At 67.0% G+C, this 25,846-nt stretch carries 24 protein-coding genes and 2 tRNA genes; 21 read left to right on the forward strand and 5 right to left on the reverse strand.

The genetic code is table 11. The features are described from left to right. The first annotated feature begins 12 nt into the window (after nt 1-12). Together nirJ and IB258_RS10290 are read left to right on the forward strand one after the other, a co-directional pair. The gene (gene nirJ, locus IB258_RS10285; protein WP_192352540.1) at nt 13-1,152 is read left to right on the forward strand and encodes a heme d1 biosynthesis radical SAM protein NirJ; all 1,140 of its coding nucleotides are present in this window, start codon (nt 13-15) and stop codon (nt 1,150-1,152) included. Then, nucleotides 1,153-1,782 (forward strand): DUF4202 domain-containing protein, encoded by a 630-nt coding sequence (locus IB258_RS10290; protein WP_119450850.1) that lies wholly within the window; start codon nt 1,153-1,155, stop codon nt 1,780-1,782. Nucleotides 1,783-1,817: 35 nt separating this feature from the next. On the opposite strand, the gene IB258_RS10295 is transcribed toward IB258_RS10290, so the two are convergent. The 3 genes from IB258_RS10295 to IB258_RS10305 are packed head-to-tail and all read right to left on the reverse strand — an operon-like array spanning nt 1,818 to nt 4,748. After that, on the reverse strand, nt 1,818-2,810 hold the full coding sequence (locus IB258_RS10295) for a bifunctional precorrin-2 dehydrogenase/sirohydrochlorin ferrochelatase (RefSeq protein WP_225590352.1): 993 nt from the start codon (nt 2,808-2,810) through the stop codon (nt 1,818-1,820). 14 nt (nt 2,811-2,824) lie between these two features. Next, nucleotides 2,825-3,172, reverse strand: coding sequence for a cytochrome c (locus tag IB258_RS10300; protein WP_054450228.1), 348 nt, complete (start codon nt 3,170-3,172; stop codon nt 2,825-2,827). Between the two features lie 16 nt (nt 3,173-3,188). Beyond that, on the reverse strand, nt 3,189-4,748 hold the full coding sequence (locus tag IB258_RS10305; RefSeq protein ID WP_192352541.1) for a nitrite reductase: 1,560 nt from the start codon (nt 4,746-4,748) through the stop codon (nt 3,189-3,191). 233 nt (nt 4,749-4,981) lie between these two features. On the opposite strand from IB258_RS10305, the gene IB258_RS10310 reads away from it, so the two are divergent. After that, nucleotides 4,982-6,508, forward strand: coding sequence for a PLP-dependent aminotransferase family protein (locus IB258_RS10310; protein WP_192329824.1), 1,527 nt, complete (start codon nt 4,982-4,984; stop codon nt 6,506-6,508). A gap of 167 nt (nt 6,509-6,675) precedes the next feature. After that, nucleotides 6,676-8,037 (forward strand): c-type cytochrome biogenesis protein CcsB, encoded by a 1,362-nt coding sequence (ccsB, locus tag IB258_RS10315; protein ID WP_192352542.1) that lies wholly within the window; start codon nt 6,676-6,678, stop codon nt 8,035-8,037. Nucleotides 8,038-8,084: 47 nt separating this feature from the next. Here ccsB and IB258_RS10320 read toward each other — a convergent pair. After that, a tRNA-Ser gene (locus IB258_RS10320) sits at nt 8,085-8,172 on the reverse strand. 115 nt (nt 8,173-8,287) lie between these two features. Here IB258_RS10320 and IB258_RS10325 point away from each other — a divergent pair. From IB258_RS10325 to IB258_RS10340, 4 genes are all read left to right on the forward strand, one after another. Continuing rightward, the gene (locus IB258_RS10325; RefSeq protein WP_054450236.1) at nt 8,288-9,265 is read left to right on the forward strand and encodes an NAD(P)H-quinone oxidoreductase; all 978 of its coding nucleotides are present in this window, start codon (nt 8,288-8,290) and stop codon (nt 9,263-9,265) included. Nucleotides 9,266-9,405: 140 nt separating this feature from the next. After that, nucleotides 9,406-10,152: a triose-phosphate isomerase gene (gene tpiA, locus IB258_RS10330; RefSeq protein ID WP_054450238.1), complete on the forward strand. Its 747-nt coding sequence runs from the start codon at nt 9,406-9,408 to the stop codon at nt 10,150-10,152. Between the two features lie 21 nt (nt 10,153-10,173). Further along, a complete protein-coding gene (gene secG, locus IB258_RS10335; protein ID WP_192352543.1) occupies nt 10,174-10,665 on the forward strand; it encodes a preprotein translocase subunit SecG in 492 nt (163 codons plus the stop codon). A 165-nt stretch (nt 10,666-10,830) separates the two neighbouring features. Continuing rightward, the gene (locus IB258_RS10340) at nt 10,831-11,733 is read left to right on the forward strand and encodes a MurR/RpiR family transcriptional regulator (RefSeq protein WP_225588996.1); all 903 of its coding nucleotides are present in this window, start codon (nt 10,831-10,833) and stop codon (nt 11,731-11,733) included. Here the strand turns inward: IB258_RS10340 and IB258_RS10345 are convergent. Continuing rightward, on the reverse strand, nt 11,727-12,566 hold the full coding sequence (locus tag IB258_RS10345) for an HAD-IIA family hydrolase (RefSeq protein WP_192352544.1): 840 nt from the start codon (nt 12,564-12,566) through the stop codon (nt 11,727-11,729). The genes IB258_RS10340 and IB258_RS10345 overlap by 7 nt on opposite strands. A gap of 232 nt (nt 12,567-12,798) precedes the next feature. Here IB258_RS10345 and IB258_RS10350 point away from each other — a divergent pair, with 232 nt between their 5' ends. The 13 genes from IB258_RS10350 to IB258_RS10410 all read left to right on the forward strand — a co-directional run bounded on the left by IB258_RS10350 (nt 12,799) and on the right by IB258_RS10410 (nt 25,831). Beyond that, on the forward strand, nt 12,799-13,734 hold the full coding sequence (locus IB258_RS10350) for a phosphate/phosphite/phosphonate ABC transporter substrate-binding protein (protein ID WP_054450247.1): 936 nt from the start codon (nt 12,799-12,801) through the stop codon (nt 13,732-13,734). Between the two features lie 17 nt (nt 13,735-13,751). Further along, entirely contained in the window at nt 13,752-14,591 is an 840-nt protein-coding gene (locus IB258_RS10355) for a phosphonate ABC transporter ATP-binding protein (RefSeq protein ID WP_054450248.1), read from the forward strand. Continuing rightward, nucleotides 14,588-15,607 carry a phosphonate ABC transporter, permease protein PhnE gene (phnE, locus tag IB258_RS10360; protein ID WP_175213882.1) on the forward strand — a complete coding sequence of 340 codons (1,020 nt, stop codon included), beginning with the start codon at nt 14,588-14,590 and terminating at the stop codon, nt 15,605-15,607. Before IB258_RS10355 ends, phnE begins: the two co-directional genes overlap by 4 nt. 86 nt (nt 15,608-15,693) lie before the next feature. Next, nucleotides 15,694-15,864, forward strand: a complete 171-nt coding sequence (locus IB258_RS10365) for a hypothetical protein (RefSeq protein WP_166738396.1) — start codon at nt 15,694-15,696, stop codon at nt 15,862-15,864. Nucleotides 15,865-15,901: 37 nt separating this feature from the next. Further along, nucleotides 15,902-18,157: a phosphocholine-specific phospholipase C gene (locus IB258_RS10370; RefSeq protein ID WP_175159515.1), complete on the forward strand. Its 2,256-nt coding sequence runs from the start codon at nt 15,902-15,904 to the stop codon at nt 18,155-18,157. A gap of 79 nt (nt 18,158-18,236) precedes the next feature. Continuing rightward, entirely contained in the window at nt 18,237-19,658 is a 1,422-nt protein-coding gene (locus tag IB258_RS10375) for a YadA-like family protein (RefSeq protein WP_119450857.1), read from the forward strand. 86 nt (nt 19,659-19,744) lie between these two features. Next, nucleotides 19,745-20,686, forward strand: a complete 942-nt coding sequence (locus tag IB258_RS10380) for a LysR substrate-binding domain-containing protein (RefSeq protein ID WP_119450858.1) — start codon at nt 19,745-19,747, stop codon at nt 20,684-20,686. Nucleotides 20,687-20,767: 81 nt separating this feature from the next. After that, on the forward strand, nt 20,768-22,165 hold the full coding sequence (locus tag IB258_RS10385) for a VOC family protein (RefSeq protein ID WP_054451301.1): 1,398 nt from the start codon (nt 20,768-20,770) through the stop codon (nt 22,163-22,165). Next, entirely contained in the window at nt 22,162-23,337 is a 1,176-nt protein-coding gene (locus IB258_RS10390; protein WP_192352545.1) for an alpha-hydroxy acid oxidase, read from the forward strand. Before IB258_RS10385 ends, IB258_RS10390 begins: the two co-directional genes overlap by 4 nt. A gap of 99 nt (nt 23,338-23,436) precedes the next feature. Next, a complete protein-coding gene (locus IB258_RS10395) occupies nt 23,437-24,426 on the forward strand; it encodes a tripartite tricarboxylate transporter substrate binding protein (protein ID WP_192352546.1) in 990 nt (329 codons plus the stop codon). Nucleotides 24,427-24,585: 159 nt separating this feature from the next. Continuing rightward, nucleotides 24,586-24,670 (forward strand) — tRNA-Leu (locus IB258_RS10400). A gap of 283 nt (nt 24,671-24,953) precedes the next feature. Then, nucleotides 24,954-25,223, forward strand: a complete 270-nt coding sequence (locus IB258_RS10405) for a hypothetical protein (protein ID WP_119450861.1) — start codon at nt 24,954-24,956, stop codon at nt 25,221-25,223. A 41-nt stretch (nt 25,224-25,264) separates the two neighbouring features. Then, entirely contained in the window at nt 25,265-25,831 is a 567-nt protein-coding gene (locus IB258_RS10410) for a GrpB family protein (protein ID WP_119450880.1), read from the forward strand. Nucleotides 25,832-25,846: the final 15 nt, after the last annotated feature.

Below are 25,846 nucleotides of genomic sequence, written 5' to 3' on the forward strand. Positions count from 1 at the left end.
GAGGAATTCCGCATGTTCCGCATCTCTGCCTTCGTGTCTGAACTGCTGCGTCCCACGCCGCTTGCGCCGCGCCGTGGGGCGGCCGGGCCCGTGGTGATCTGGAACCTGATCCGGCGCTGCAACCTGCATTGCCGGCATTGCTACTGCGCTTCGGTCGACAAGGACTTCGCCGGCGAATTGGACTACGCCGAGGTCTGCGCAGTCATGGACGATCTGCATGCCTACGGTGTGAGGGCGCTGATCCTGTCTGGCGGCGAACCGCTGTTGCGGCCGGACATTTTCGATATTGCGCGCCGGGCCAAGGCCATGGGCTTCTACGTGGGCCTGTCGTCCAATGGCACTCTGATAGACGGGTGCAACATCGAGTCCATCGCCGGTTGCGGCTTCGACTACGTGGGCATTTCGCTGGACGGCCTGGGCGCGACGCACGACCGCTTCCGGGGCGAGGCGGGCGCCTTCGATGCCTCGCTGGCAGGCATCCGGCTGTGCAGGGACCGCGGCCTTAAGGTCGGCATCCGCTACACCCTGACCCAGGGCAACGCCGACGATCTTCCCGGGCTGCTGGCATTGCTGGACGCCGAGAATGTCGACCGCTTCTACTTTTCACACTTGAACTACGCCGGCCGCGGCGGCCGCAACCGGGGCGAGGACAGCCATCACCGCATGACGCGCGCGGCCATGGAGCGGATCTTCGAAACCTGCCTGGAACAAGCCGCGGCCGGCAGACCGCGTGAGTTCACGTCCGGCAATAACGATGCCGACGGCGTGTTCTTCCTGCACTGGGTGCGTCGCCGGTTCCCGCAGAGCGCGCCGCATATCGAGGCCAGGCTGCGCCTGTGGGGCGGCAACGCCAGCGGCATGAACGTCGCGAACATCGACAATCGCGGCAATGTCCATGCCGACACCATGTGGTGGCACTACACTCTGGGAAATGTGCGCTTGCGGCCCTTTTCGGAGATCTGGTCGGATCCCGCCGAACCCTTGCTCAAGCTGCTGCGGCTGCGGCCGCGGCCCGTCAAGGGACGCTGCGCCAGCTGCGCCCACCTGGATATCTGCAACGGCAACACCCGCATCCGTGCGCAGAAGCAGTCGGGCGACCTCTGGGCCGAGGACCCCGGCTGTTATCTGACCGAAGACGAGACAGGAGTGTGAATGGAATTCCCGCCCAACCCGGTGGATGCAGAAGACGCGCCGCTGCAGCGCGCCTGGCAGCTGTTCGATGAGTACAACCGGCGCGATCCCAATCTGGTCGCCTGGAATGGCGCGATGCAGCCGCGCGAATGGCTGCACGCCCAATTCCTCCACGCCTGGGTGACGAAGCTGGCCCCGCAGGCCGGTTCTGCCTTGCGGCTGGCCGCCCGCTGCCAGCACATCGGCCGCTGGGAGGTCCCGCGCGAGGCCTGTCCGGCCGGCAGGGCTGGCTATCTGCAATGGCGCAATACGCTCAAGGAGCATCACGCGGACGTCGCCGCAAGGCTGTTAGCCAGCGCAGGCCATGACGCGCAAACCATACAGGCGGTGCTGAAGATCGTGCGCAAGCAGGGCATCAAGCGCGATGCCGACGTCCAATGCATGGAGAACGCGCTGTGCCTGGTGTTTTTGGAGCACCAGTACGAGGAATTCTGCGAACGCTATCCGGACAAGGTCGTCGCGGTGTTGCAGAAGACCTGGCACAAGATGGACGAAGCCGGCAGGCAGGCGGCTGCGTCGCTGTCCTTCAGCGAGCGGGGCCAGGCTTATCTGGCGGCTGCGCTGGCGGGTGGCGAGGAAGCGGGGACCTGACTTCCTGATCGCGGCGCTGGTCCGGGGCCGGACGTTCACAGGACGTTGCATGCCACGCCGCAAGCCGATATTCGTCGCGCCAGCAGCTTCGCGTCATGCGCGGTTCCCAGCAGCAGGACGGCGCGCTGGCCCGCATGCACCTGGCGGGCCAGCCAGTCCAGTCCCGCGCCTGCGGCCACCGCCGGATCAGGCTGCAGGCCAGGGCCTTTCAGCTCGATTCTCGCCGCGTCCCGCCGTGCCTTGTCCAATATGGCCGGATTGACCGCCGGCACGTGCGCGACCAGGTCGGCCTGGTTCAGCAGGCGCAAAGCGCGCAGGGTCAACAGATCGGCGGGACCGTCGGCGGCTGCCAATATCGCCGCGCTGCCTGTGCGGGGCAGGGTATCGGCCTGCATCGCGGCTTCGAGGGCCAGAACGGCCTGCCTGCCGTCGCCGGTCGCCAGCAACGAGGGCAGCGGGCCGTCCAGCATCCAGTCGTAGAAGTCGCGACGTTGCTCCAGGTCGCGGAAGCGCGCAACGATGCGGTTGCGATAGCGTGCCGCGAGCCGGGCCAGATCTCCCGTGCTTTCGTCGAGCAAGGCTTCGAGCCGTTCGCGGATGCGCCGCGCCAGCACGGGCGCACAGCCTCCTGAAGAAATCGCCACCACCAGCGGAGAACGGTCCAGGATGGCGGGCACTTGTATCGTCGAAAGAACGGGATCGTCGACCACGTTGCAGGGAATGCGGCGCGTAAGCGCCGCCGCGGCAACCGCCTGGTTCGTGCCGCCCTGATCGGTCGCGGCCACCGCCAGCCAGGCGCCGTCCAGGCAGGCCGGCGAGAAGACGGCCGGCATATGCTGGAACTGGTCCTGGTCCGCGGCTGCGCGCAGCCAGGGCGTCAGGGCCGGCGCCGCCACGGCAACGGCGGCGCCGGCCCTGAGCAGCAGCCTGATCTTGCGTTCGGCCACGGCCCCGCCGCCCACCACGACCACCCGCCGGCCGGCCAGGTTGAAGTACACCGGGAAGAGCATCGCGGATGGCGCGTCCATGGCGGCCTGCTCCCTTACTTGCGGCTGGAGAAGTACTGGGCCAGTTCCTGGATGGCTTCGGGGCTCAAGGGCTCGGCCATCGAACTCATGACCGGGTCATTGCGCTCCCGGGTCTTGAAGGCATTGAGCTGTTTGACCAGGTACTCCATCTTCTGCCCTGCAAGATTGGGGTACAGGCCGACGGCGCTGATGCCGTCCGCGCCATGGCAGGAGGCGCATAGCGGCAGCATGGCGGAGACGCGGGGCGAGAGCGTGTCGGGATTGCCGCCGGCGACCAGGGCGGGCTGCCCGTCGGCGGCCAGCGCGTGCGCGGCGGCCTGGGACAGCAGCAGTGCCGTGAGTATGCGGAATAGCGTTTTCATATGTGGGTTCCTCGGCTCAGAATTTGCGCGTTTCGGACAGGCCGATGGTCAGCCAGCGGGTGCGGGCGCGGGAAAAAATGCCCGAGGGGCTTTCCATCTTGTGTTCCGCCACCAGCTCCAGGGTCTTGCTGTCGTAGATCTTGATGCGGTCGCCCCAGTAGCCCGAGCTGACATAGAGGTAATTGCCGGTGCGGTTGTAGTCGGGGAAGAAGGCATGCCCGCCCACGTCCAGCGTCTTGGCCACTTCCAGCGTGTTCTTGTCGATCAGCTGGATCCAGGCCGCGCGCTTGTCCTTGTCGACGATGTCCACCGCCACGTAGGGCGCGTTCGGATGCGCGGCGGGCGATTCGGTGGCTCCGGCCACCGGGATCTGCTTGACCACGGAAAAGTCCTTGGTGTCCCAGACCGTGACCACGGAGCCCTTTGCGCAGGTGCCGATGTTGGTGCCGAAGGCCAGGAAGCGGCCGTTGACTTCGGTCACCGCGCCCGATCCGACGTGAGGCTGGCAGCCGGCGGGTATGTCGCGCACCACCTTGTCGTCCTTGAAGTCGATCGCGACGATCTTGTTGTCGTCATAGGACGCGACCATGGAGTAGCGCCCGTCGGGCGTGAGGAAGGTGTCATGCAGCATGCGGCCGACCTTGGTCAGCTTGGTCACGGGCATGTCGGGCTTGTCGGGGTCGATGATCCAGATCTGGCCAGCCTGGCGCAGCGTCAGCGCGAACTTATTGTTGATCCGGCTGCCGATGACGGGCCCGCCGGCCGATTTGACGAACTTGCCGTCCGGATCTTCGCCCTCAAGGTCCATGTACTTGACCGGTTCCAGCGTGTCCGCCTTCAGGATGGCGACGCTCTTGGGCACGAACGAACTGATGGCCAGCCACTTGCCGTCGTTGGACAGGGCGATACCGGGGCCGGTCAGGCCGACCTTGGCCTTGCGCACGATCTGCAGCGAGTACAGGTCGATCTTGTAGACCATGCCGTCGTCGCTCTTGAGCCAGGCCCAGCGTTCCGCCACGGGGCTGAAATCCATGATGTGCGGCGCCACCGGCGTGGCGATCTCGCCGACCACCTTGTTGGTCTTGCCGTCCAGGAACACGGTGCGCGCATTGTTGCCCGCGTCGCCACGCCCATAGCGTCCGCGCGCCATGACCACCATCAGGTCGTAGACGGTGTCGATGGCGTAGGTCGGCTTGGCGGGCAGGGTGGCTTCGTCTACCACCACCTGCACGCTGGCGCGGATCTGGTCCAGCCCCCATTTGGGATCGTCCGCCGTCTGCGTCTTGATGAGCCGGGCCAGCGCCCGGATCTCTTCGTCGGACAGGCGGCCCACGAAGGGCGGCATCAGCGTGTCGGGGATGCCGGTCATGATGGTGCCGCGCAGCGCCGCCTCGCTCTGGACCAGGCGGTCGCTGGTCAGGCCCGGCGCGATGTAGCCGCCGCGGTCGGCGCCATGACAGACGGCGCAGTTCTGCTGGAACAGCTGATTCGCCTTGAGGTGCTCCCCGGTCGGCGCACTCCAGGCGGCGCCGGCCGAGACGAACAGCAAGGCCGCGCTCAATAGCTTGGTGTGCATGTCGATCTCTCCCGTAAGGTTTTGCCGAAACTGCGGCACATGCACTGTGTCATCGCGGCGCCGGGCCGATAAGGCACGGCTCACGCCTGCGCAATGGTTACGGTCCAATCTGTTTTTTGACATAGGACAAAGTGATGCCGTGGCCAAAGCACTACCGTGATAGCAAACGGAGCGCGGCCGGCCCGCGCCGCTTCGAAAGGCCGGCGCCATTTTTTGTCCTGTGGTTGTCCGCCATGTTTTCACTCCCGCTCTCTCTATCCCGCCAGGATGCAAAACCCTACAAGCAGCAGATCGCCGACCAGATCGAGGCGTTGATACGCGCCGGACGGCTGCAGGAAGGGGACAGGCTGCCGGCCATCAATCGGATGTCATCGCTGCTGCAGGTATCGAAGAACACCGTGCTGGGCGCGTATGAACTGCTGATCGATTCCAGCCTGATCCAGAGCAAGCCCAGCCGCGGCTATTTCGTGACGTTGAACCGCAGCCTGGTCATCAATCCGCGTTGCCCCGATTTCGTCCAGGACCGTCCGCCGGTCTACGCCGACGCCGTCAGCCAGGCTCTGTCCAGCGGCGTCTGCGGCCAGTCGCCGCCGATGCCCCTGCGCTATGACTTCAAGGTCGGCCGTCCCTCGGTCCACGCCTTTCCGCTGCGCCAGTTCATCACGCTGTCGAACCAGCTGCTGCGGCATGCGGGCTGCGCCATGGCCGAATATGCGCCACCGGCCGGCCTGTGGGGCTTGCGCGTGCAGATTGCCGATTACCTGTCGGCGGCCAAGGCGTTGAAGGTCGAACCGGAACAGGTGCTGATCACGGCCGGCAGCCAGGAGGCTTTGAGTCTGATCGCCTCGCATTTCCTGGACCGCCACGGCAGGGCGGTGTTCGAGTCGCCCTGTTACGCGGGATTCAGGAATCTGGTGCGGCGGCATGGCGCGCAGGAGGCGCCGGTTCCGGTGGACGGGCAGGGACTGCGCACGGATCTGTTGCCGGAAGGGCCGGCCAGGCTGGCCTATGTGACGCCGTCGCACCAGTACCCCCTGGGCCACGCCATGTCGCTGTCTCGGAGACGGCAGTTGCTCGAATGGGCGGGCCGCAGCGGCGCGCTGATCATCGAGGACGACTACGACGGCGACTTTTGCTATGAGTCTGTACTGCCCATGCCGCTGGCCGCGATGAGCCCGCGGCAGGTCGTGTACCTGGGGACGTTCTCCAAGACGCTGGGGCCCGGCCTGAGGCTGGGATACATGGTTTGCCCGCCTGCGCTGGTCGACGATTTCGTCGAACGCAAGGCCTTGCTCAACAACGGCAGTCCATGGCTGACGCAGGCCGTGCTGGCGCGCTACTTCGATGAGAACAGTTTCGCGCGCCACCTGCAGACCTTGCGGCGGCGCTACCAGGCGCAGCGCGACGAACTGCTGCGCGGCATCCGCAAGGTCTGGGGCGGACGCGGCCGGATCAGCGGACAGAATTCAGGGATGCACCTGGCCTTCGAACTGCCGGCGGACAGCCCACCCGCCGACGCGGTCGCCGCGGCCGCGCTGGCGCAGGGCGTGAGGCTGTATCCGCTGGCCCAGGCCGCCGCCTGTGCGGCCGAGGGCGCCGAGCCCCGACATCTGCTGTTCGGCTTTGCCGGTCTGGATACTGGCGAGATCGCCCAGGCCATGGCGCGCGTGCACGCGGCTTGCAAACAATTGCAGGAATCCTGTCCGGACCGGGCGGCGTCTCGCCCGTCTTTGGACGAAGCGCGCTGCGCGGGTGTCTAGCACGCCTGCCGCGTTTCCGGTAGGGACGGTGGCGCAGCGCGGGGACCGGCGGCATCGCTATGCGGCGCTGCCGCGTCGTTCGTAGAATCAATTTGTCCTATGACAATATAAGATTCGTTCGGCCTGTGGGCAACCTGGGGCGGACGGTCACGCATGGAGATGCTGCGATGCCGATTACCGCTACCGGGTCCGTCCCGCTGACTTCCCGCCGGCCCGTGCCGGAGGTTCCGAATGCCGCAGCCCGGACCGGCAGGCGCCTGAACCGGACCGATGCCGCGTTCCTGCTGATCTGCCTTGCCGGCTGCGCCTATGCGTTGGCGGAGTTCGGCCCGTTCCTGAACGGCTACGAGAAAGCGATGCTGATCGGCGCCGTGCCGGCCCTGGCCTGGCTGGGATGGTTGTGGCGCCCCTTGCGGACTCTGGCCCTGTCCAGCGGCGCCAGCGCGCTGCTGGCCGTGTGGCTGTATGCGGGCGGGGCAGGGCTGCTGCAGGGCGACCTGGGGCGCGCCGAAAGCGTCTTCCTGCTCAAGTACCTGCTGTCGTCGCAGTCGTCCATACTCTGGATGAGCTGCCTGTTCGTGCTGGGCACGCTCTGCTATTGGGCGGGACTGGCCCGGCCCGCGATCGCCTGGCTGGGCACTGTCCTGACGTGGGGCGGGGTATGGGCAGGGCTGACCGGCCTGCTGGTGCGCTGGCGCGAAGGGCATCTGCTGGGACCGGATGTCGGACACATTCCAGTCAGCAACCTGTACGAGGTATTTGTTTTTTTCGCGCTGGTCACGGCGCTGTTCTACCTCTACTACGAGGCCCGCTACGCCACGCGGGCGCTGGGCGGCTTCGTCATGCTGGTGGTCGCCTCGATGGTCGTCTTCCTGTCCTGGTATTCGCTCGCGCGCGGCGCCCATCAGATCCAGCCGCTGGTCCCCGCGCTGCAAAGCTGGTGGATGAAGCTGCACGTGCCGGCCAATTTCATTGGCTACGGCACGTTCTCGCTGGCGGGCGCGGTGGGTTTCGCCTACCTGGTCAAGCTGCACGGGCAGAGCGCCGCAGGCAAGCGCCTGATTCCGGTTTTCCTGCTGGGTGCGCTGCTATGCGCCGAGCCGATGATCTTCGGCTCGCGGCGGCTGCCGCCTGTGTGGATGCTGTATTTCGGCGCGGGCGCCATCCTCGTGGGCGCGGTGCTGGCGCTGCGCCGGCCGATTGCCCGCCGGCTGCCGTCCCTGGAGGTGCTGGAGGACATCATGTACCGGGCCATCGCGCTGGGTTTCGCCTTTTTCACCGTGGCCACCGTGCTGGGCGCGTTGTGGGCCGCCGACGCCTGGGGCGCGTACTGGCAATGGGATCCCAAGGAGACCTGGGCGCTGATCGTATGGCTGAACTATGCCGCCTGGCTGCACATGCGGCTGCTAAAGGGATTGCGGGGAGAGGTGGCGGCCTACTGGGCGCTCGCCGGCCTGGTGGTGACGAGCTTCGCCTTCCTGGGGGTGAACATGTTCCTGTCGGGGCTGCATTCGTACGGCAGCCTGTAGGCCCCTGCCGCCTTGCGGGCGGCGATGCGCGCTGGCATCGGGTTTCTTGGCGGAAGCGGTGAGATTCGAACTCACGAACGGTTGCCCGTTGCCGGTTTTCAAGACCGGTGCAATCGACCACTCTGCCACGCTTCCTGGTATTGCGTATATTCCGGCGATCCGGCCATCAGGCAAACAATCTGCCAGTCCGGGAACACGATACGCCGTAAAGGGCGCAATAATAATCCATTTGCTGCAAAGGAGGCACGCGATGCACGCCGTAGAAATCTCTCGCCCTGGTGGCCCCGAGGTCCTGGTCCCCGTGGAGCGCCCCACGCCGGAAACCGGCGCGGGTGAAGTTCTGATCAAAGTCAGCGCCGCAGGCGTCAATCGTCCCGACGTGTTCCAGCGCAAGGGCAACTACGCGCCGCCGCGCGGCGCCTCGGACCTGCCGGGCCTGGAAGTGGCCGGCGAAATCGTCGGCGGCGACCTGGCGGGCAGCGGTTTCGCCATGGGCGACAAGGTCTGCGCCCTGGTGGCGGGCGGCGGCTACGCGGAATACTGCGTGGCGCCCGCGGCGCAATGCCTGCCCATCCCCAAGGGTCTGTCCGACATCGAGGCCGCCGGCCTGCCGGAAACCTATTTCACGGTCTGGAGCAACGTCTTCGACCGCGGCCGCCTGTCCGAAGGCGAGGCGCTGCTGGTGCACGGCGGCGCCAGCGGCATCGGCACCACGGCCATCCAGCTGGCCCGCGCCATGGGCCACAAGGTCTATGCCACCGTCGGCAGCGACGACCGGGCCCGCGCCGTGGAAGCGCTGGGCGCCGAACGCGGCATCAACTACAAGACCCAGGATTTCGTGAAGGAAGTGCTGGACGCCACCGGCGGACGCGGCGTGGACGTGATCCTGGACATGGTGGCCGGCGATTACATCGGCCGCGACATGCAGTGCCTGGCCGACGACGGCCGCATCGTCATCATCGCCCAACTGGGTGGTTCCCACGCCAATGTGGACACGGCCCAGGTCATGCGCCGCCGCCTGACCATCACCGGCTCGACCTTGCGTCCCCGCCCGGTCGCCTTCAAGGGCGCCATTGCCCGTGCGCTGCGCGAACAGGCCTGGCCCTTGCTGGAAAAAGGGGCCATCAAGCCCATCGTGCACGCCACCTTCCCGCTGGCCGAGGCTTCCCGCGCCCATGCCATGATGGAAAGCGGTGAAAACATCGGCAAAATCATCCTGACCATGTAAGAAATGGGGGGCGCTCGGCGTAGCGTCCCGCAACAGGATACAATCACGGGTTTCGCCTGGAATTTTTTCCAGGCAGGCCCGTGGGCGGTTGCTACGCAGCCCTTGGCTCGCCCCAGTCCAACCGATACAGATACCTCGCCATGACTTCAGTCGAAAACCGCGCCCGCCTCGTGCTGGGCAACTGGAAGATGCACGGCAACCTGGCCGAGAACGCCGCGTTGCTGACCGAGCTGCGCGCCGCGGATGCTGCGAGCCACTGCGAAATCGGCATCTGTGTGCCGTTCCCCTATCTCGCGCAGGCGGCGTCGGCCCTGACCGGCAGCAGCGTGTCCTGGGGCGCGCAAGACGTCAGCGCCCATGAAAAGGGCGCCTACACCGGGGAAGTCTCCGGCGCCATGCTGAAGGAATTCGGCTGCCGCTGGGCCCTGGCCGGCCACTCCGAGCGCCGCGTGCTGCACGGCGAGACCGACGAAGCCGTCGCCGCCAAGGCCCAGGCCGCGCTGGCCGCCGGCCTGACGCCGGTGGTGTGCGTGGGCGAGTCCCTGGCCGACCGCGAAGCCGGCAACACGCTGGCCGTGATCGAACGCCAGTTGAAGCCCGTGCTGGCGCTGGGCGCCGAGGCGGTTTCGCGCATGGTCCTGGCCTATGAGCCCGTCTGGGCCATCGGCACCGGCCGCACCGCCAGCCCCGAGCAGGCGCAGGAAGTCCATGGCGCCATCCGCGCCGCCCTGCGCGCGCTGGGCGCCGCGCAGGTGCAAGTGTTGTACGGCGGCAGCGTCAAAGCTGCCAATGCCGCCAGTTTGTTCGCCATGACTGATATCGACGGAGCCCTGGTCGGCGGCGCGTCGCTCGTGGCCGAAGAATTTTTGCGAATCGCCGCTATCTAAGTTTCCGTTCCGGAGTCTGTAATGCCCTTGATGCTCAAAATCCTGCTGGCCGTCCAAGTGATCTCGGCGCTGGCTATCATCGTCCTGGTCCTGCTTCAGCAGGGCAAAGGCGCCGACATGGGGTCCGCCTTCGGCAGCGGCTCGGCCGGCAGCCTGTTCGGCGCCACCGGCGCGGCGAACTTCCTCTCGCGCGCGACCAAGTGGGCCGCCGTGGTCTTCTTCGCGTCCACCGCCGGCCTGGCTTATGTCAGCCACAAGGGCAATAGCGGCCCGGCCGTCGACTCGGGCGTGATGCAGAGCTTCCCGGCCGACCGTTCGGTGCCGCAAGTGCCGGGCGCGGCGCCTGCTCCCGCTGGCTCGTCGGTTCCCGGCGCCGCCTCGGTTCCCGGCGCGGGTTCCGTGCCCGCCGCTCCGGCCAAGCCCGACGCGTCGGTGCCCTCGGCCCCGGCCGGTCCCGCCACCCCGGCCGCTCCGGCCGCAGGCGAAAAGCCCGCCGAAACGCCCGCGAAGTAAGGCACAGCAAACGGAAAGGCCGGCACATGCCGGCCTTTTTCATGGGCGGCGCGCGCCTGCCCGGACATCCTGTCATCGGCGGCCGTTAGCATGCGTCGTCGCCGCGCCGGCAGCGGGTAGGGTATCGTTGCCTGCGCACCCGGTTCCCGTCTCTCGATCTCCGCCATGGCCACATCCAAACGCACTCCCCGAACCCCGACCGCCGCCGATCAGCAGCGGGGCTCGCCGCAGGCCATGCTGGCGCGCATCCAGAGCCTGTTGCCCTCGATGGGGGCGGCCTCGCAGCGCATTGGCGAGTTCGTCATACGCAACCCCGCCGAGGTGGTGCACATGTCGGTCAGTGAAGTGGCCGAGCGCACCCAGTGCAGCGAAGGCAGCGTGGTGGGCTTTTGCAAGCTGCTGGGGGCCACGGGCTTTCAACAGCTGAAGATCGCGCTGGCGCAGCAGATCGTGCAGCCGGTGCAGTACATCCACGAAGACCTGGCCGCCCAGGACACGCCCGAGCAGGTCGTCAGCAAGATCTTCCATAGCAATATCCAGACCCTGCAGGAAACCGAATCGGTGCTGGACGTGGCAGCGCTGTCGGCCGCGGTGGACCTGATACGCGGCGCCCGCCGCGTTGAAATCTACGGCATCGGCAGCTCGGCCGTCATCGCGCACGACGCGCACTACCGCATGCTGCGCATCGGGCTGCATGCCACCGCAGTGACCGATTCCCACGTGCAGGCCATCAGCGCGTCGCTGACCGGGCCGGACGTCGCTGTGCTGACCATTTCGCACTCGGGCAGCACGCACGAGACGGTGTTGGCGACGCGGCTGGCCAAGGAAGCCGGCGCGCGCACGATCTGCATCACCAATTTCGGCAAATCGCCGATCCAGGAGCATGCGGACGTGGTGCTGCACACCATGTCGCGCGAGACCCGTTTCCGCACCGAGGCCATGACCAGCCGGCTGGCCCAGCTCGCCATCATCGACACCCTCATCGCTTGCCTGGCCTTGTCCGACTACGACAAGGCCGTCTCCACGCTGCGCAGCACCTTCGACGTGCTGTCGAACAAGCGCTACTGATCGTCTTCAATGCCCGCCGGCAGCGCATGTCGGCGCGGGCACGCGCTGTCCAGCAGCCTCGCCACGTCCGGCGCATCCGCGCAGGGCGCATTGCCCACCAGCAGGTAGCCGATACCCAGGCGTACCGCACCCAGCCCATCGGTGCGCACGTTGTCGCCGATGACCGTGACGTCCGCAGGCGCCAGGCCCAGCCGGCGCAATCCTTCCTCCAGCAGCATGGCTCCCGGCTTGCCGAGTATGTGCGGCCGCGCGCCGGGCGCGCAGGCCAGCACCGACTGCAATAGCGCGCCCGTCTCCGGGACGATGGCGCCTTGCGGGCCGGGATGGGTGAGGTCGCCGTTGCTGACCATCAACGCCGCGCCCCGCGCCAGCTCGCCTGCCAGGGTCTGCAGCGTCCCGTAGCCGAAGGACAGATCGCGCGCCAGCAGCACGATGTCCGCATCGCGGTCGACCAACGCCAGCCCCAGTCCGGCCGCGAAACCGCGCAATGCGTCCGAGGCGCAGAGCAGCACCGCGGCCCGCGGGTTTTGCCGGGCGATATGGCGCACGGCCTGTTCACCGGCCAGGACCAGCATTCCGGCCTGCACCGGCAGGCCCATCGCCCGTAAACGCGGCGCCAGGTCCGCCGCCGTGTCGGTGGAATTGTTGGACACGATGACGCAGCGCCCTGCCCAGCGGGTCAGCAGCTCGCTGGCGCCCGGTATCACTTCATGCCCCCGGATCAATGTCCCGTCCAGGTCCAGGATCAGGCCGCGTGATCGGGCGGTCCAGGGCGGTTCTGCCGTCGGCGCTTGGGGGAAGGAAGCGAGGGGAGTGCGGGCAATGCGGGTCATGGATCGGCGTGGTGGCGTCGAAGCGCGTGCAGGGTTGAAAGAAGTGGGCGCCCGCTACGGTTCGGGCCTGCCCGGCGGCTGTGATTCTATCTGAACAAAATTCAAAAATTCATTTTTTTGATTTGAGAAATTTTCATTTGCCTGTCATGTGCGGTGACTAATCTGCGTTCCGGAATCAGGGCCGAGCACGCTGCGCCCCGATGGCAACCTCAACAAGACTAGGAACAGAAAAATGAAGATCCGCACCTGCGCGCCCGCCCTGGCGCTGGTTTCCCTGCTGGCCGCCGCGCCTCTCGCACAAGCCCAATCCCTGGCAGACGGCTCGCAGCAACGTCCGCTGCGCGTGTTGCTGATACCCGCCGACGGCGGCACCGAGTCGGGCACCAAGGCCGACTACGCGCCGATCTTCAACGCGATCACGCGCAGCACCGGCCTGCATTTCCAACTGACCGTGGGCCAATCCTACGGCGCCGTGGTCGAAGGCATGTGCAACCAGTTGGCCGAGGTCGCGTTCCTGGGTCCGGTTTCCTACGTGCAGGCGCATGAGCGCCAATGTGCGCAATTGCTGGCCGTGGGCGTGCAGAAGGGCGAATCCGCCTACTACGCCGCGATGTTCGCCAAGGCTGATTCGCCGATCAATACGTTGGCCGATCTGAAGGGCAAGCGCGCCGCGTTCGGCGACGTGAATTCGGCCTCCAGCTTCACCTTCCAGGTGGCATCCATGATCAAGGACGGCATGGACCCGGCCAAGGACCTGGCGGCGCTGCAACTGACCGGCAGCCACGCCAGCAGCCTCGCCGCGCTGGTACAGGGCCAGGTCGACGCGGCCGCGCTGTCGTTCGATTCCTTCGACAAGGCGGTGCGCCAGGGCGCGGTGGACCCGAAGTCCGTGAAGGTGATCTTCAAGAGCGAACCCATCCCGTATCCGCCGTTGGCGATGAACACCAAGCTGCCCGAGACGCTGAAGGCCACGCTCAAGCAAGCCTTTGCCACGGTCCATCAGGCGCCCGGTGTAACGCCTGACATGGTGCGCGGCTATGGCGGCGCCAAGCTGGATCGTTTCGACACCGAGTTCTCCGAGGCGCAGTTCGCCGGCCCGGCCTCGAAGATGGCCCTGCTGACCGACGAGATCAAGGGTGAAATCCTGCAGAAGGCGGCACAGCGGTGATCGGCGGAGCAAGCGAAATGGACATGCTGCGCTATGACGCTGTAGGCATGCGCTATGCCGATGGGACCGCGGCGCTGAACTCGGTATCGCTGCAGGTGCCGCGCGGCCAGTTCTGCGTGATCCTGGGCGCCTCGGGCGCGGGCAAGTCGACTTTGCTGCGCATGGCCAACGGCTTGACCGCGCCGACCCAAGGCGAAGTGTGGGTCGATGGCACGCAGGTGCAGCCCTCGACGCTGGCGGCCGTGCGGCCACGGATCGGCATGGTGCATCAGCACTTCAACCTGGTGTCGCGCGCGACGGTCGCGACCAATGTGCTGTCGGGCGCGCTGCCCGGCTTGCCGGCATGGCGCGCCTATCTGATGCGCTTCCCCGCGGAATTGCGCGAACGGGCCTGCAAGCTGGTGCGCGAAGTCGGCCTGCAGCCCGAGCACCTGCAACGCCGCGTGAGCGAATTGTCCGGCGGCCAGCAGCAGCGCGTGGGCATCGCCCGAGCGTTCATGCTGGCTCCGGCCTTGCTGCTGGCCGACGAGCCGGTGGCCAGCCTGGACCCGCGCATCAGCCGCGACATCCTGGAGTTGTTGCGCAATCAGGCACGCGAACGCGGCGCCACCGTGCTCTGCAGCCTGCATCAGGTCGACCTGGCCCGCGAGTTCGCCGACCGCATCGTGGCCCTGCGCCATGGCGTCATGGTGTTCGACGGACCGGCGGGCGCGTTCGATGAGGCCACTGCCCGTGCGCTGTATCAGGCGCCGCAGGCGGAAAGCGGCATGGCCGCGCTTGCGGGCCGCGGCCATGCTGAACCTCGCATGGCCAGGCCGATCCGGCCGGCGGTGCTGTCGGCGGGAGGCGCGCAATGAACACGCATGCATTGAAGACGCCGGCCGACAACGCGGCCTGGCGCCTGGATCCGCCCTATGGCGCCCGCGCGCTGCTGATCGTGATCGCCGCGCTGATGCTGTTCCTCTACACCGGGCAGCGGGTCGAGATGGGTCGCATGGCGGCGCTCACCCTGGACGGCGCGCTGGCGGCGGTGGGCCTGAAGGAGCAGTCCCAGGTCACCTCGGGCCTGGGCGCCCTGGCCGACAACCTGTTCCCGCTGCAGGTCTCGTACCGCACCGAGACTTCGCGCATAGAGGGCTTCGACCCGGACAGGCTGCCGTGGCTGGCGCATGTGGAAACGGTGCAGGTGACCGAGAGCCGGCTGAATCCGCACACGCTGAAGATGGAAGACGAGGTATCCACGCAGACCTATCTGGTCGAGCCGCTGGGCTATCTATGGCGGGTGGCGGTGAAGATGGTAGAGACCTTCGAGATCGCGATCTGGGCGACCTTGCTGGCCGTGCTGGGCAGTGCGCCGCTGGCCTATTGCAGCGCCCGCAACTACGCGCCCAACCGCCTGCTGTACGTGGCGGCGCGCGCCATCGTCAGCATGTTCCGTGCGATGCCCGAGCTGATCTGCGCGCTGTTCCTGGTGCTGGCCTACGGCTTCGGCCCGATTGCCGGGGTGCTGGCGCTGGCCATCCATTCGATGGGATTCCTGGGCAAGTTCTACGCCGAGGACATCGAAACGGCCGACACCAAGCCGCAAGAGGCGCTGGCCGCGATCGGCGCCAGCAAGCCGCGCGTGCTGGCCTACGCAGTGCTGCCGCAAGTCATGCCCAAGTTCACCGGCTACACCCTGTACATCCTGGACCGCAACGTGCGCATGGCGACCGTCGTGGGCCTGGTGGGCGCGGGCGGCATCGGCCAGGAACTCAAAGGCCGCTACGACATGTACCAGTACGCCCACGTCGGGACCATTCTCGTCGTGATCTTCATCACCGTGTTCTTGCTGGACCAGGTCGCCGCCCGCTTGCGGCGCCGCTTGAGCTGAGCCGGCGCGGCGGCCAGCCAGGCCGCCGCGCCCCGATAGGTTTTCTGCCGGACGGACCCGGCAACGTTCCCTGACCAGGAGTTTTCATGACCCCGTACTTTGCACTGGGCCGCGCCCTTGTTGCGGCCATCGCCTTGAGTTTGACCCTTGCCGCCTGCGGCGGCGATGACGACTCGGATGACGGCGCGACCACGCCGCCCGAGACCGGACAGCCAGAGACGCCGCCGCCCGCGCCGCAACTGCGCTGCGCGCCCTGAACGCCCGATCCGCCCAACCCCACGCAAGAGTAGCCCCATGACCAAGACCTATCCCTCGCATCCCGCCAGCGCGTCCCCGGCCTTGCCGGGCCGCCGGCAGTTTTTCCGCGCCTCGGCCCAGGCGGCCGGCGCCCTGTCGGCAATGGCCTTGCTGCCCGCCTCGATCCAGCGCGCGCTGGCGGTTCCGGCCGCGGTTGAAAGCGGCACCATCAAGGACATCAAGCACATCGTGATCCTGATGCAGGAGAACCGCTCGTTCGACCACTATTTCGGCACCATGCGCGGCGTGCGCGGTTTCGGCGACCGCTTCCCGATTCCGCTGGCCAGCGGTAAATCGGTGTTCTTCCAGCCCGACCCCAAGGGCGGCCAGGACATCCAGCCCTTCCGCCGCGATTCCAGGACCAGCAACGCGCTGATCGGATCGGGCACGCCGCACAATTTCCCGGACCAGCAGGCAGCCTGGAACCAGGGCAAGATGGACCAGTGGATCCAGTACAAGAACCAGGCCACCATGGGCTTCTTCATGCGCGAGGACATTCCGTACCAGTTCGCGCTGGCCGACGCCTTCACGGTCTGCGACGGCTATCACTGTTCCATCCTGACCGGCACCGATCCCAACCGCATCGTGTTCTGGTCAGGCGCCAACGCCAATCCCGAACTGCGCAAGCTGGGCGTGAACAGCACCGACACCGATTCGGAACCCGTCAACTCGCGCTGCTGGCCTAACCCGTCCAACTGGGTGGCGGGCCGCGCGCAGCTGGCCGACGGTTCGGGCCAGGTCGACCCCGCGACCGGCGCCTACAACTACAAGTATGTGAACAGCGCCTTCAAGTGGGACACCTTGCCCGACCTGCTGCAGCGCGCCGGGGTCAGCTGGCACATCTACCAGAACATGAACAACAACTGGACGGGCGCCATGCACGGCTGCCTGGCCTTCAAGAGCTTCCGCACCGCGCAGCCGGGTTCGCCGATCTATGAACATGGCCTGACGGGCGGCCCCGAGAAGAACGACGGCGCCGTCAACTTCCTAGCCCAGCTCAAGCAGGACGTGGCCAATGGCACTTTGCCGCAGGTGTCGTGGGTGTTGCCTACGCAGGCCCTGGCCGAGCACCCTGGCAGCAGCGAAGGCGTGGCCGGTGCCGCCGATTTCATCGCCGACGTGCTGGACGCGCTGACCTCCAATCCGGAAGTCTGGAGCAAGACCGCACTGTTCGTGACCTTCGACGAGAACGACGGCTTCTTCGATCACGCCGCCATGCCCGCAGTGCCGTCCTATGACGCCAATGGCGTGCTGATGGGCAAGTCCACCGTGCCGCTGGAGGGGGAGTATTTCGATGCCTCGGTGGGCAACTACCTGAAGGCCGACGACAAGATCACCGGCAACATCCGGCCGTGGGGTCTAAGCTCACGCGTGCCGATGTACGTCGTGTCGCCGTGGAGCAAGGGCGGCTGGGTCAATTCCCAGGTGTTCGACCATACCTCGGTGGGCCGGTTCCTGGAGCAGCGCTTCGACATCAAGGTCGACGCCATCAGTCCTTGGAGCCGCGCGGTCTGCGGCGACCTGACCACCTGCTTCGACTTCGTCAGTCCCAACGATCCGCGCGTGCCCACGCTGCCCGACACCAGCAACTATCCCGCGGTCAACGCGGCGCAGAAGCTGTTGCCCACCACCGCCGTGACCCAGGCGCCCGCAATCCCGCAGCCGCTGTTCCAGGAGACCGGCACGCGGCTGTCGCGCGCGCTGCCCTATGAACTGCACACCAGCGCCCGGTTGGGGGCGGATGGCGCGGTCGAACTGCTGTTCAGCAACACGGGCGAAGCCGGCGCGGTGTTCCATGTGTACGACAAGCGCAACCTGGACCTGATCCCGCGGCGCTACACCGTCGAAGCCGGCAAGACGCTGTCCGACACCTGGACCGGCGGCGACTATGACCTGTGGGTGTACAGCAGCAACGGCTTCGTGCGGACCTTCTCCGGCAATACGCAGCGTGGCGCGGCCTTGGAAGTGCAGGTCTGCTACGAGCCGGCAGGCAGCGCGCTCTACGTGAAGGTGTCCAACCGCGGCACGGCCAGCCTGCAGGCGAACCTGCAATCCAACGCCTACCGCAAGGACGGCCCCTGGACCCTGGCGGTCGAGCCGGGCAAGGTCGCCGAACACCACTGGTCCATCAAGGAAAGCGGTAACTGGTACGACTTCACCGTCACCGCCGAAGGCTTCGAACGCCGCTTCGCGGGACGCATGGAGAACGGCCGCGCGAGCGTCAGCGATCCGGCCATGGCGCTGCATCTGTGATGGCTCAGGCATGAGCGGGCCGGGCGCGCATCGGGGTGCGCGTCCGGCCGGTCCGCAACAACAATCGATCAACATACAAATGAAGCACACATACGCAATTCTGGCCGCCAACGGCTTGTCGGTGGCGGTTCTGGTGGGCGCGCTGGCCGGGGGATCGGCCGCGCAGGCGCAGACCGCGCCGCCTGTGAAGTGGGACGGCAGCAACCTCGGTTATGGGCCGGGCGCCGCTCAGGGCGTGACGGGCAAGGGCAATCACGCGATCGGCAAGAACGCTGGCGCCAACGTGAAAGGCAGCAACAATATCGGCCTGGGCAATGGCGCGGGCCAGGACGTGAGCACCAACTGGAACCTGGCGATCGGCGAGGGCGCGGGCTCCAAGGTCGGCGGCAAGAACGCCAACCAGGCCATCGGCTATTACGCCGGCACCAATGTGCAGGGCGGCTGGAACCAATCGTTCGGCCGCAGCGCCGGCCAGAACGTCACGGGCGACTACAACGATGCGTTTGGCTTCTGGGCCGGCACGGATACGGTGGGCAACAACAATGCCGCCTATGGCACCAACGCCGGGCGCAATGTCACCGGCAACGGCAATTCGGCCTTCGGCCAGGAAGCGGGCCGCAACGTCGTCGGTGACGGCAACCTGGCGCTGGGCCAGAACGCGGGGCAGAACGTGGAGGGCGAGGGCAATCTGGCGCAGGGCAAGAACGCCGGGCAGAACGTGACCGGCGCCAACAACACGGCTGCCGGCGCCTACGCCGGCTATGGCGTGCAGGGCGACGGCAATACGGCTGGCGGGCTGGCTGCGGGGCGCGACGTCGTCGGCAATAACAACGTGGCGCAGGGCACGGCCGCGGGGTCGGGCGTGCGGGGCAACGACAACGTGTCGATAGGCTCGAACGCCGGACGCGGTTCCGTTGCCGACCGCAGCGTGTCGGTGGGAGCGGATTCGTCCGCGGCCACGCAGAGCGTCGCGGTCGGCGCAGGCGCGGTGGCCAGCGCGGGCAACAGCGTGGCGCTGGGGGCGGGGTCCTCGGCGGCGCGCGGCGCGCAGGAGAACTACGAAGCCTACGGCATGGCGCAGCCCCAAAGCTCCACGGGCGAGGTGAACGTGGGTGGACGCCAGATGACGGGCGTGGCTGCAGGCAGCGAGGACACCGATGCCGTCAACGTGGGCCAGCTGCGCGCCGCAAGCAGCGCAAGCGAGGCGCGCGTGGGCGCCGTCGAGCATTCCCTGCAGAACCTGCGCAGCGATCTGGAGTCCCAGGAGCGCATGCTGAGCGCGGGGGTGGCTGCAGCCATGGCGACGGCTTCCTTGCCGCAGGCCTACTTGCCCGGCCGCAACATGCTGTCCATGGCTGGCGGCACCTGGAACGGCGAATCGGGTTACGCCCTGGGGCTGTCGCGCGTGTCTAGCGGCGGGCGCTGGGTCTACAAGGTGTCGGCCAACGGCACGTCCCGCGGCGACTTCGGCGGCGCCGCGGGGGTCGGATACCAGTGGTGAGGCCGGGCCTGCGATAATGCCGCAAGCGCGGCGGCCGGCGATGGAGCGCGGGCCGCCGCCAGCACAGGCATACCCGGATCGGCCCCATGGAAAAGCGTTTGATGCCATCGATGATGGCGCTGCAATGTTTCGAGGCGGTGGCGCGGCACATGAGCTTCACGCGCGCCGCCGAGGAACTGCACATGACCCAGAGCGCGATCAGCAAACAGATCGCGCAGCTGGAGGCGCTGCTGCGCAACCCGCTGTTCCTGCGGGTGCGGCGGCGCCTGCAACTGACGCCTGCGGGAGCCTTGTACCAGTCCGAGGTCAGGGCCATCCTGAACCAGGTGGACATGTCCTCGCGCTACATCCTGACCTACGGCAGCGAGACTCAGGTGCTGACCATCGGCACCCAGCCCACCTTCGGCGCGCGCTGGCTGATCCCGCGCCTGCAGGGCTTCATGGCCGCCCATCCCGACATCCAGGTCAAGGTGCGCAGCGAAACGCGGCCCTTCGACCTGATGCAGGCCAAGATCGACATCTCCTTCTTCTTCGGCCATGGCACCTTGCCGGGCGCCCAGTGCCGGGAATTGTTCGAGGCCGAGGTCGTGCCGGTGTGCGCGCCCGGCTTTCTTCCGGGTGACAGGGTCGACAGCCTGGAGGCGCTGAGCGCCCAGGCGCTGATCCAGTGCGCTTCGCGCCCGGAAGCCTGGCACGACTACTTCTCGCGCCAGCAGTTCCAGTCCGACCGCAGCTACCACGGTCCCCGCTTCGATACCTTCTACATGTGCGTGCGCGCTGCGGAGGGCGGTTGCGGCGTGGCGTTGACGCCGCGCCTGCTGGCCGAAGAAGAGCTGCAGGCCGGCAAGCTGGTGATTCCCTGGGACTACGTGCAGCCCAGCGACGGCGCGTACTTCGTCGCCTATTCCGAGCACTCGGCCGAAGTGCCCAAGATCAAGCAGTTCGTCGCCTGGGTTGAGGAAGAGGCCGCGCGCAAGCGCGAGCGCGACGCCCAGCGGGCGCGGTCCATGAAAAAACGGACTGATTAAGCCGATTTTTTTCATTTGATCGCACGCGCGGCGCATGATTTCATGCGGGCCATCCTTGTTTACCGATGTGCCGAGCCCGCCATGAGTCAGAATTTCGTCAATCCGGACCAGATCCGCGCCTGGTTCTCCCGCGCCATGTCCGACATGTACAAGTCGGAAGTGCCGCTGTACGACACGCTGCTGGACCTGGTCGCCCAGGTCAACGCCAAGACGCTGGCCGAACAGCCCGAGTTGGCCGCCCAACTGGCCCGCACGGGCGAGATCGAGCGCCTGGACATCGAGCGCCACGGCGCGATCCGCGTCGGCACCGCGCAGGAACTGGCCAACATGCGGCGCGTGTTCGCCGTGATGGGCATGCAGCCGGTGGGCTACTACGATCTGTCGCCGGCCGGCGTACCGGTGCATTCCACCGCCTTTCGCGCCACCCACGAAGCCTCGCTGCAGGCCAGCCCCTTCCGCGTCTTCACCTCGCTGCTGCGGCTGGAACTGATCGCCGACGAGGCCCTGCGCGAGAAGGCCGCGCGCATCCTGGCCGCGCGCCAGATTTTCACCGCGCGTACGCTGGAGCTCGCGGCCCGCTTTGAGGCGCAGGGCGGACTGGTTGAAGCCGAGGCCCGCGAATTCGTGGCCGAAGCCCTGCACACTTTCCGCTGGCACAGCGAGGCCACCGTCAGCCTGGAAGACTACGAGGAACTGCACGGCCAGCACCGCCTGATCGCCGATGTGGTGGCCTTCAAGGGCCCGCACATCAATCACCTGACCCCGCGCACGCTGGACATCGACGAGGCCCAGGCCGAGATGCCGCGCCGCGGCGTGTCCGCCAAGGCCGTGATCGAAGGCCCGCCGCCGCGCAAATGTCCGATCCTGCTGCGCCAGACCAGCTTCAAGGCGCTGGAGGAGGCGGTTCTGTTCGCCGGCGCCGACGGCCAGTCCGCGGCCGGCAGCCACACGGCGCGCTTCGGCGAGATCGAGCAGCGCGGCGTCGCGCTGACCCGGAAGGGCCGCGCGCTATACGACCAATTGCTGGATCTGGCCCGCAGCCGCATCAGCGGCGCGCCCAACGAAGGCAATGCCGCGGCCTACATGCAGAACCTGCAGGACTGTTTCGCCGCCTTCCCGGATGACTATGACGCGCTGCATGCGCAGGGGCTGGCCTATTTCCGCTATTTCCTGACCGGCAAGGACGGCGCGGATGCGCAAGCCAGCCTGCAGGACCTGATCGCCCAGGGCTACATCCGCTTCGAGCCGCTGGTGTACGAGGACTTCCTGCCCGTCAGCGCGGCCGGCATCTTCCAGTCGAACCTGGGCGACAAGGCCCAGGCCGAATACGCGCAGAACGCCAGCCAGGCGGCTTTCGAGCAGGCCCTGGGCGCCCAGGTGCAGGACGAGCTGGCGCTCTACCAGGACACGCAGGACCGTTCGCTGGCCGCCTGCATGCAGGCGCTGCGCGCGCAGGCCGGCTCGCCGGTGGCCGCATGAGCCGTCTGGATCGTTGCCTGTCCGTGCGCGACTTCGAACGCGAGGCGCGGCGCATCATGCCGCGCTGCGTCGAAGGCTACGTCTGCGGCGGCACCGAGGATGGCGCCTCGCTGGCCGAGAGCGTGCGCGCATTGAGCGACGTGGGTTTCCGGCCGCGCGGCCTGCGCGTGGTGGACCAGCGCAGCAGCCAGGTCGAACTCTACGGCCAGCGCTACGCCATGCCGGTGGGCTTCGCGCCTACCGGGTTCTCCGCCATCGTCATGCATGAGTGCGACCTGGCGCTGGCGCAGGTCGCCCAGCAGGCCGAGATACCGTTCATCATCAGCGGCGCTTCCAGCGTGCCGCTGGAACGCTTGCAGGAGGCCACGGGCAAGCGCTGCTGGTACCAGGCCTATCTGCCGGGCAATACCGAGCGCATCGGCAAGCTGATGGCGCGGCTGCGCCAGGCCGAGATCCCGGTGCTGGTGGTGACCATCGACACCTGCGTCGGCGCCAACCGCGAGAACCTGCAGAAGCTCTCGTTCACCGTGCCCTTCAAGCTCAGCCCCAGCGTGATGCTGGACGGCATGCGCCACCCGCGCTGGAGCTTCAACGTCTTCCTGCGCACGCTGCTGGGCAGCGGCATCCCCAGGTTCTCGAACCTGTACGAAGAGATCGGCCCGCCCATCACCCAGGACCCGCCCAACGGCTTTCGCGGCGAACGCGACAAGCTGTCGTGGGAACACATCCGCTGGATCCGCGAGAACTGGCCGGGCAAGCTGGTGCTCAAGGGCGTGATGCATCCCGATGATGCGCGCCTGGCCTGCGCGGCGGGCGCCGACGGCGTGATCGTGTCGAACCACGGCGGACGCCAGCTGGATGGCTGCATCTCGCCCTTGCAGGCGCTGCCCGACGTGGTGGCCGCGGTGCCGCCCGGCTTCCCGGTCATGGTGGATGGCGGTTTTCGCCGCGGCTCCGACGTGCTCAAGGCCGTGGCCCTGGGCGCGCGCATGGTCTTCACCGGCCGGCCCCAATTGTTCGGCGCGGCCGTGGCCGGCAGCGCCGGCATCCGCAAAGTGGCGGACATATTCCGCAGCGAGATCTCGACCAACATGGCGCTGCTCGGCTGCGCGACGCTGGCCGATCTCACGCCGGACCTGATCGCGCCCTTGCGGCCGGCAGGCGCTGCCTGACGCGGGCGGCGGTGCCGCCCCGGGCAGCAGTGCCTGCACAACAACAAAAAAACAGCGCGCATCCCCATGCGCGCCCATCCGTTTTCGACAGGAGGAAACATGAAGAAGATCTATACCAAACTGGCCGGCGTGGCGGCAGTGCTGGCGTGCATCGCCAGCGGACCGGCGCAGGCCCAGGCCGGCGCCTATCCGACCAAGCCGGTGCGGCTGGTCGTGGGCTACGCCCCGGGCGGCACTACCGACATCAGCGCGCGCATGATCGCCGACGTGCTGGGCAAGGAGTTCGGCCAGACCTTCGTGGTGGAGAACAAGCCCGGCGCCAACAGCAACATCGGCGCCGAGTCCGTCGCCCGCTCGGCGCCCGACGGCTACACGCTGTTCGTCGGATCGATTTCCACCGCGATCAACCAGTCGCTCTATTCCAAGATGTCCTATGACGCGCTCAAGGACCTGGACGCCGTCGCCCTGCTGAACGTGGTGCCCAACATCCTGGCTGTCAACGCCAGCGTGCCCGTCAAGTCGGTGCAGGAATACATCGCCTACGCCAAGAAGAACCCCGGCAAGCTCACCTGCGCTTCGCCCGGCAACGGCTCGTCCGCCCACCTGGGCTGCGAACTCTTCAAGATGAAGACCGGCATCGACATCCTGCACGTCCCGTACCGCGGCAGCGGCCCGGCCGTGGCCGACCTGCTGGGCGGACAAGTGGACTCGATCTTCGACAACCTGCCGCCGCTGCTGCCGCACGTGCGTGCGGGCAAGCTGACCGGCCTGGCCGTCACCACCGGCAGCCGCGTGCCGTTTGCCCCGGAAATCCCCACCATCGCCGAATCCGGCGTGGAGGGCTTCGACGTGGCGGCCTGGTTCGGCGTGTACGCGCCGGCCGGCACCCCGCCCGAAATCGTCCAGAAGGTCAACGCCGCCATCAACAAGGCCCTGACCTCCGACGCCGCGCTGGCCGCCAGCTACCAGACCAACGGCTTCCTGATGCCCCCGCCGCCCAACACGCCGCAAGCATTCAAGGCCTTCATGGAAAGCGAAACCCGCAAGTGGGGCGAAGTCGTCAAGGCGACCAACCTGCAGATCAACTGATCGGCGGGGAGAGGGGGCGTCCGCGGCTCCTCTGGATAATCCTTGGGGGGACGGATTGGTGGCATGCCAGCGACAAAGCGGCACGGAACCACCCGTTTCCCAATTTGCGTGATAGAATGTTCGACTTTCCAGGAAAGCACGCTTTTCTGGCTGAAGTTAGCCGACGTGGTGAAATTGGTAGACACGCTATCTTGAGGGGGTAGTGGCGAAAGCTGTGCGAGTTCGAGTCTCGCCGTCGGCACCAAGAATTTGTTCCAGGGGTTGCCCCTGGAAAATGCAAAAGACCCGCATTCCTTTGACCAGGATGCGGGTTTTTTCATTTCGCGGTGTTCCCAGCGCCGCGGCAACTATCGGGAACGCATGGCCAGCCAGCTGCGGCAGTCTACCCGCAATCAAAGGCGCTGCCATATGCCGCGAGCAGAGTCTTGCACCCTCAGACCGGCAATGTTTCGAAGCAATTGCCCGTGAATCCCTGATTCCAAGAGCCTGCTATAAAGTCGGCTACAGCTTTTCTGCAGGACCAGGAAATGTCCATTCAAACGTTGAGCCGCTGTGGTGTGGCGATTTTCGCGGCTGCGCTGATGGCCGGCTGCTCGTCCAGCGGTTCCAAGACTTCGGATCAGGCTGCCGCCAAGTCGTATTCCTCCTCTGCCCGCGCCGGCGGCGAGTGCGCGAGCCGCAGCAAGTGCATCTACAAGGGTGCCTACGAATCAGGGGAACGGAACTACGCCGAAGCGGAAGCCAAGCGCCTGAACATGGCCGAGCTGGAGCGCCTGCGTCGCGCTTTCGGCAATTGAGCCCGGCAGGAAACCGGCGCGCGCCCACGCCGGAAGAAATCATGCGGCACTACGACTCGGATCCGGACGAGGATCCCTGGGTCCGTGGCAAGCCGGCGCCGGAATTGGTCGCGGTCGTACCCTATGACCCTGATTGGCCGGTCCGTTATGGCCAGCTTGCGACGCAGGTGCGCGAGGCCTTGGGACCGGCGGCGCTTGCGGTCGAGCATATGGGATCGACGGCGGTTCCGGGCCTGCCGGCCAAGCCGGTGATAGATATAGACCTGACAGTGGCCGACCCCGTCCAGGAGGACTCTTATGTCCCCGCGCTGGAGGCGGCCGGTTACGCGCTGGTCTTGCGGGAGCCGTCCTGGCACCAGCACCGTCTTTTGCAGCTGGCCGCGCCGCGCGTGAACCTGCACGTGTTCGGCCCGGACTGCCCCGAGAACGTCCGCCACCGGATGTTCCGCGACTGGCTGCGCCAGCACGACGCCGATCGCGATCTGTATGCCCAGGCCAAGCGCGAGGCGGCGGTCGGCGCGATGCAGGTCATGGACTACAACAAGCGCAAGGAAGCCGTCCTGCGCCAGATCTACCAGCGCATGTTCCGCGCCGCCGGCTTCATCTGAGGCGCGCCGGCGCGG

This window comes from Achromobacter sp. ACM02 (genome assembly GCF_014851605.1).
In the GTDB taxonomy this organism is placed as follows: Bacteria; Pseudomonadota; Gammaproteobacteria; order Burkholderiales; family Burkholderiaceae_B; genus Achromobacter; species Achromobacter aegrifaciens.

What these genes read in the sequence shown, in the direction of transcription:
- nirJ (WP_192352540.1), top strand. Translation starts at nt 13, where the DNA reads ATGTTCCGCATCTCTGCCTTCGTGTCTGAACTGCTGCGTCCCACGCCG.
- IB258_RS10290 (WP_119450850.1), top strand. Translation starts at nt 1,153, where the DNA reads ATGGAATTCCCGCCCAACCCGGTGGATGCAGAAGACGCGCCGCTGCAG.
- IB258_RS10295 (WP_225590352.1), bottom strand. Translation starts at nt 2,810, where the DNA reads ATGGACGCGCCATCCGCGATGCTCTTCCCGGTGTACTTCAACCTGGCC.
- IB258_RS10300 (WP_054450228.1), bottom strand. Translation starts at nt 3,172, where the DNA reads ATGAAAACGCTATTCCGCATACTCACGGCACTGCTGCTGTCCCAGGCC.
- IB258_RS10305 (WP_192352541.1), bottom strand. Translation starts at nt 4,748, where the DNA reads ATGCACACCAAGCTATTGAGCGCGGCCTTGCTGTTCGTCTCGGCCGGC.
- IB258_RS10310 (WP_192329824.1), top strand. Translation starts at nt 4,982, where the DNA reads ATGTTTTCACTCCCGCTCTCTCTATCCCGCCAGGATGCAAAACCCTAC.
- ccsB (WP_192352542.1), top strand. Translation starts at nt 6,676, where the DNA reads ATGCCGATTACCGCTACCGGGTCCGTCCCGCTGACTTCCCGCCGGCCC.
- IB258_RS10325 (WP_054450236.1), top strand. Translation starts at nt 8,288, where the DNA reads ATGCACGCCGTAGAAATCTCTCGCCCTGGTGGCCCCGAGGTCCTGGTC.
- tpiA (WP_054450238.1), top strand. Translation starts at nt 9,406, where the DNA reads ATGACTTCAGTCGAAAACCGCGCCCGCCTCGTGCTGGGCAACTGGAAG.
- secG (WP_192352543.1), top strand. Translation starts at nt 10,174, where the DNA reads ATGCCCTTGATGCTCAAAATCCTGCTGGCCGTCCAAGTGATCTCGGCG.
- IB258_RS10340 (WP_225588996.1), top strand. Translation starts at nt 10,831, where the DNA reads ATGGCCACATCCAAACGCACTCCCCGAACCCCGACCGCCGCCGATCAG.
- IB258_RS10345 (WP_192352544.1), bottom strand. Translation starts at nt 12,566, where the DNA reads ATGACCCGCATTGCCCGCACTCCCCTCGCTTCCTTCCCCCAAGCGCCG.
- IB258_RS10350 (WP_054450247.1), top strand. Translation starts at nt 12,799, where the DNA reads ATGAAGATCCGCACCTGCGCGCCCGCCCTGGCGCTGGTTTCCCTGCTG.
- IB258_RS10355 (WP_054450248.1), top strand. Translation starts at nt 13,752, where the DNA reads ATGGACATGCTGCGCTATGACGCTGTAGGCATGCGCTATGCCGATGGG.
- phnE (WP_175213882.1), top strand. Translation starts at nt 14,588, where the DNA reads ATGAACACGCATGCATTGAAGACGCCGGCCGACAACGCGGCCTGGCGC.
- IB258_RS10365 (WP_166738396.1), top strand. Translation starts at nt 15,694, where the DNA reads ATGACCCCGTACTTTGCACTGGGCCGCGCCCTTGTTGCGGCCATCGCC.
- IB258_RS10370 (WP_175159515.1), top strand. Translation starts at nt 15,902, where the DNA reads ATGACCAAGACCTATCCCTCGCATCCCGCCAGCGCGTCCCCGGCCTTG.
- IB258_RS10375 (WP_119450857.1), top strand. Translation starts at nt 18,237, where the DNA reads ATGAAGCACACATACGCAATTCTGGCCGCCAACGGCTTGTCGGTGGCG.
- IB258_RS10380 (WP_119450858.1), top strand. Translation starts at nt 19,745, where the DNA reads ATGGAAAAGCGTTTGATGCCATCGATGATGGCGCTGCAATGTTTCGAG.
- IB258_RS10385 (WP_054451301.1), top strand. Translation starts at nt 20,768, where the DNA reads ATGAGTCAGAATTTCGTCAATCCGGACCAGATCCGCGCCTGGTTCTCC.
- IB258_RS10390 (WP_192352545.1), top strand. Translation starts at nt 22,162, where the DNA reads ATGAGCCGTCTGGATCGTTGCCTGTCCGTGCGCGACTTCGAACGCGAG.
- IB258_RS10395 (WP_192352546.1), top strand. Translation starts at nt 23,437, where the DNA reads ATGAAGAAGATCTATACCAAACTGGCCGGCGTGGCGGCAGTGCTGGCG.
- IB258_RS10405 (WP_119450861.1), top strand. Translation starts at nt 24,954, where the DNA reads ATGTCCATTCAAACGTTGAGCCGCTGTGGTGTGGCGATTTTCGCGGCT.
- IB258_RS10410 (WP_119450880.1), top strand. Translation starts at nt 25,265, where the DNA reads ATGCGGCACTACGACTCGGATCCGGACGAGGATCCCTGGGTCCGTGGC.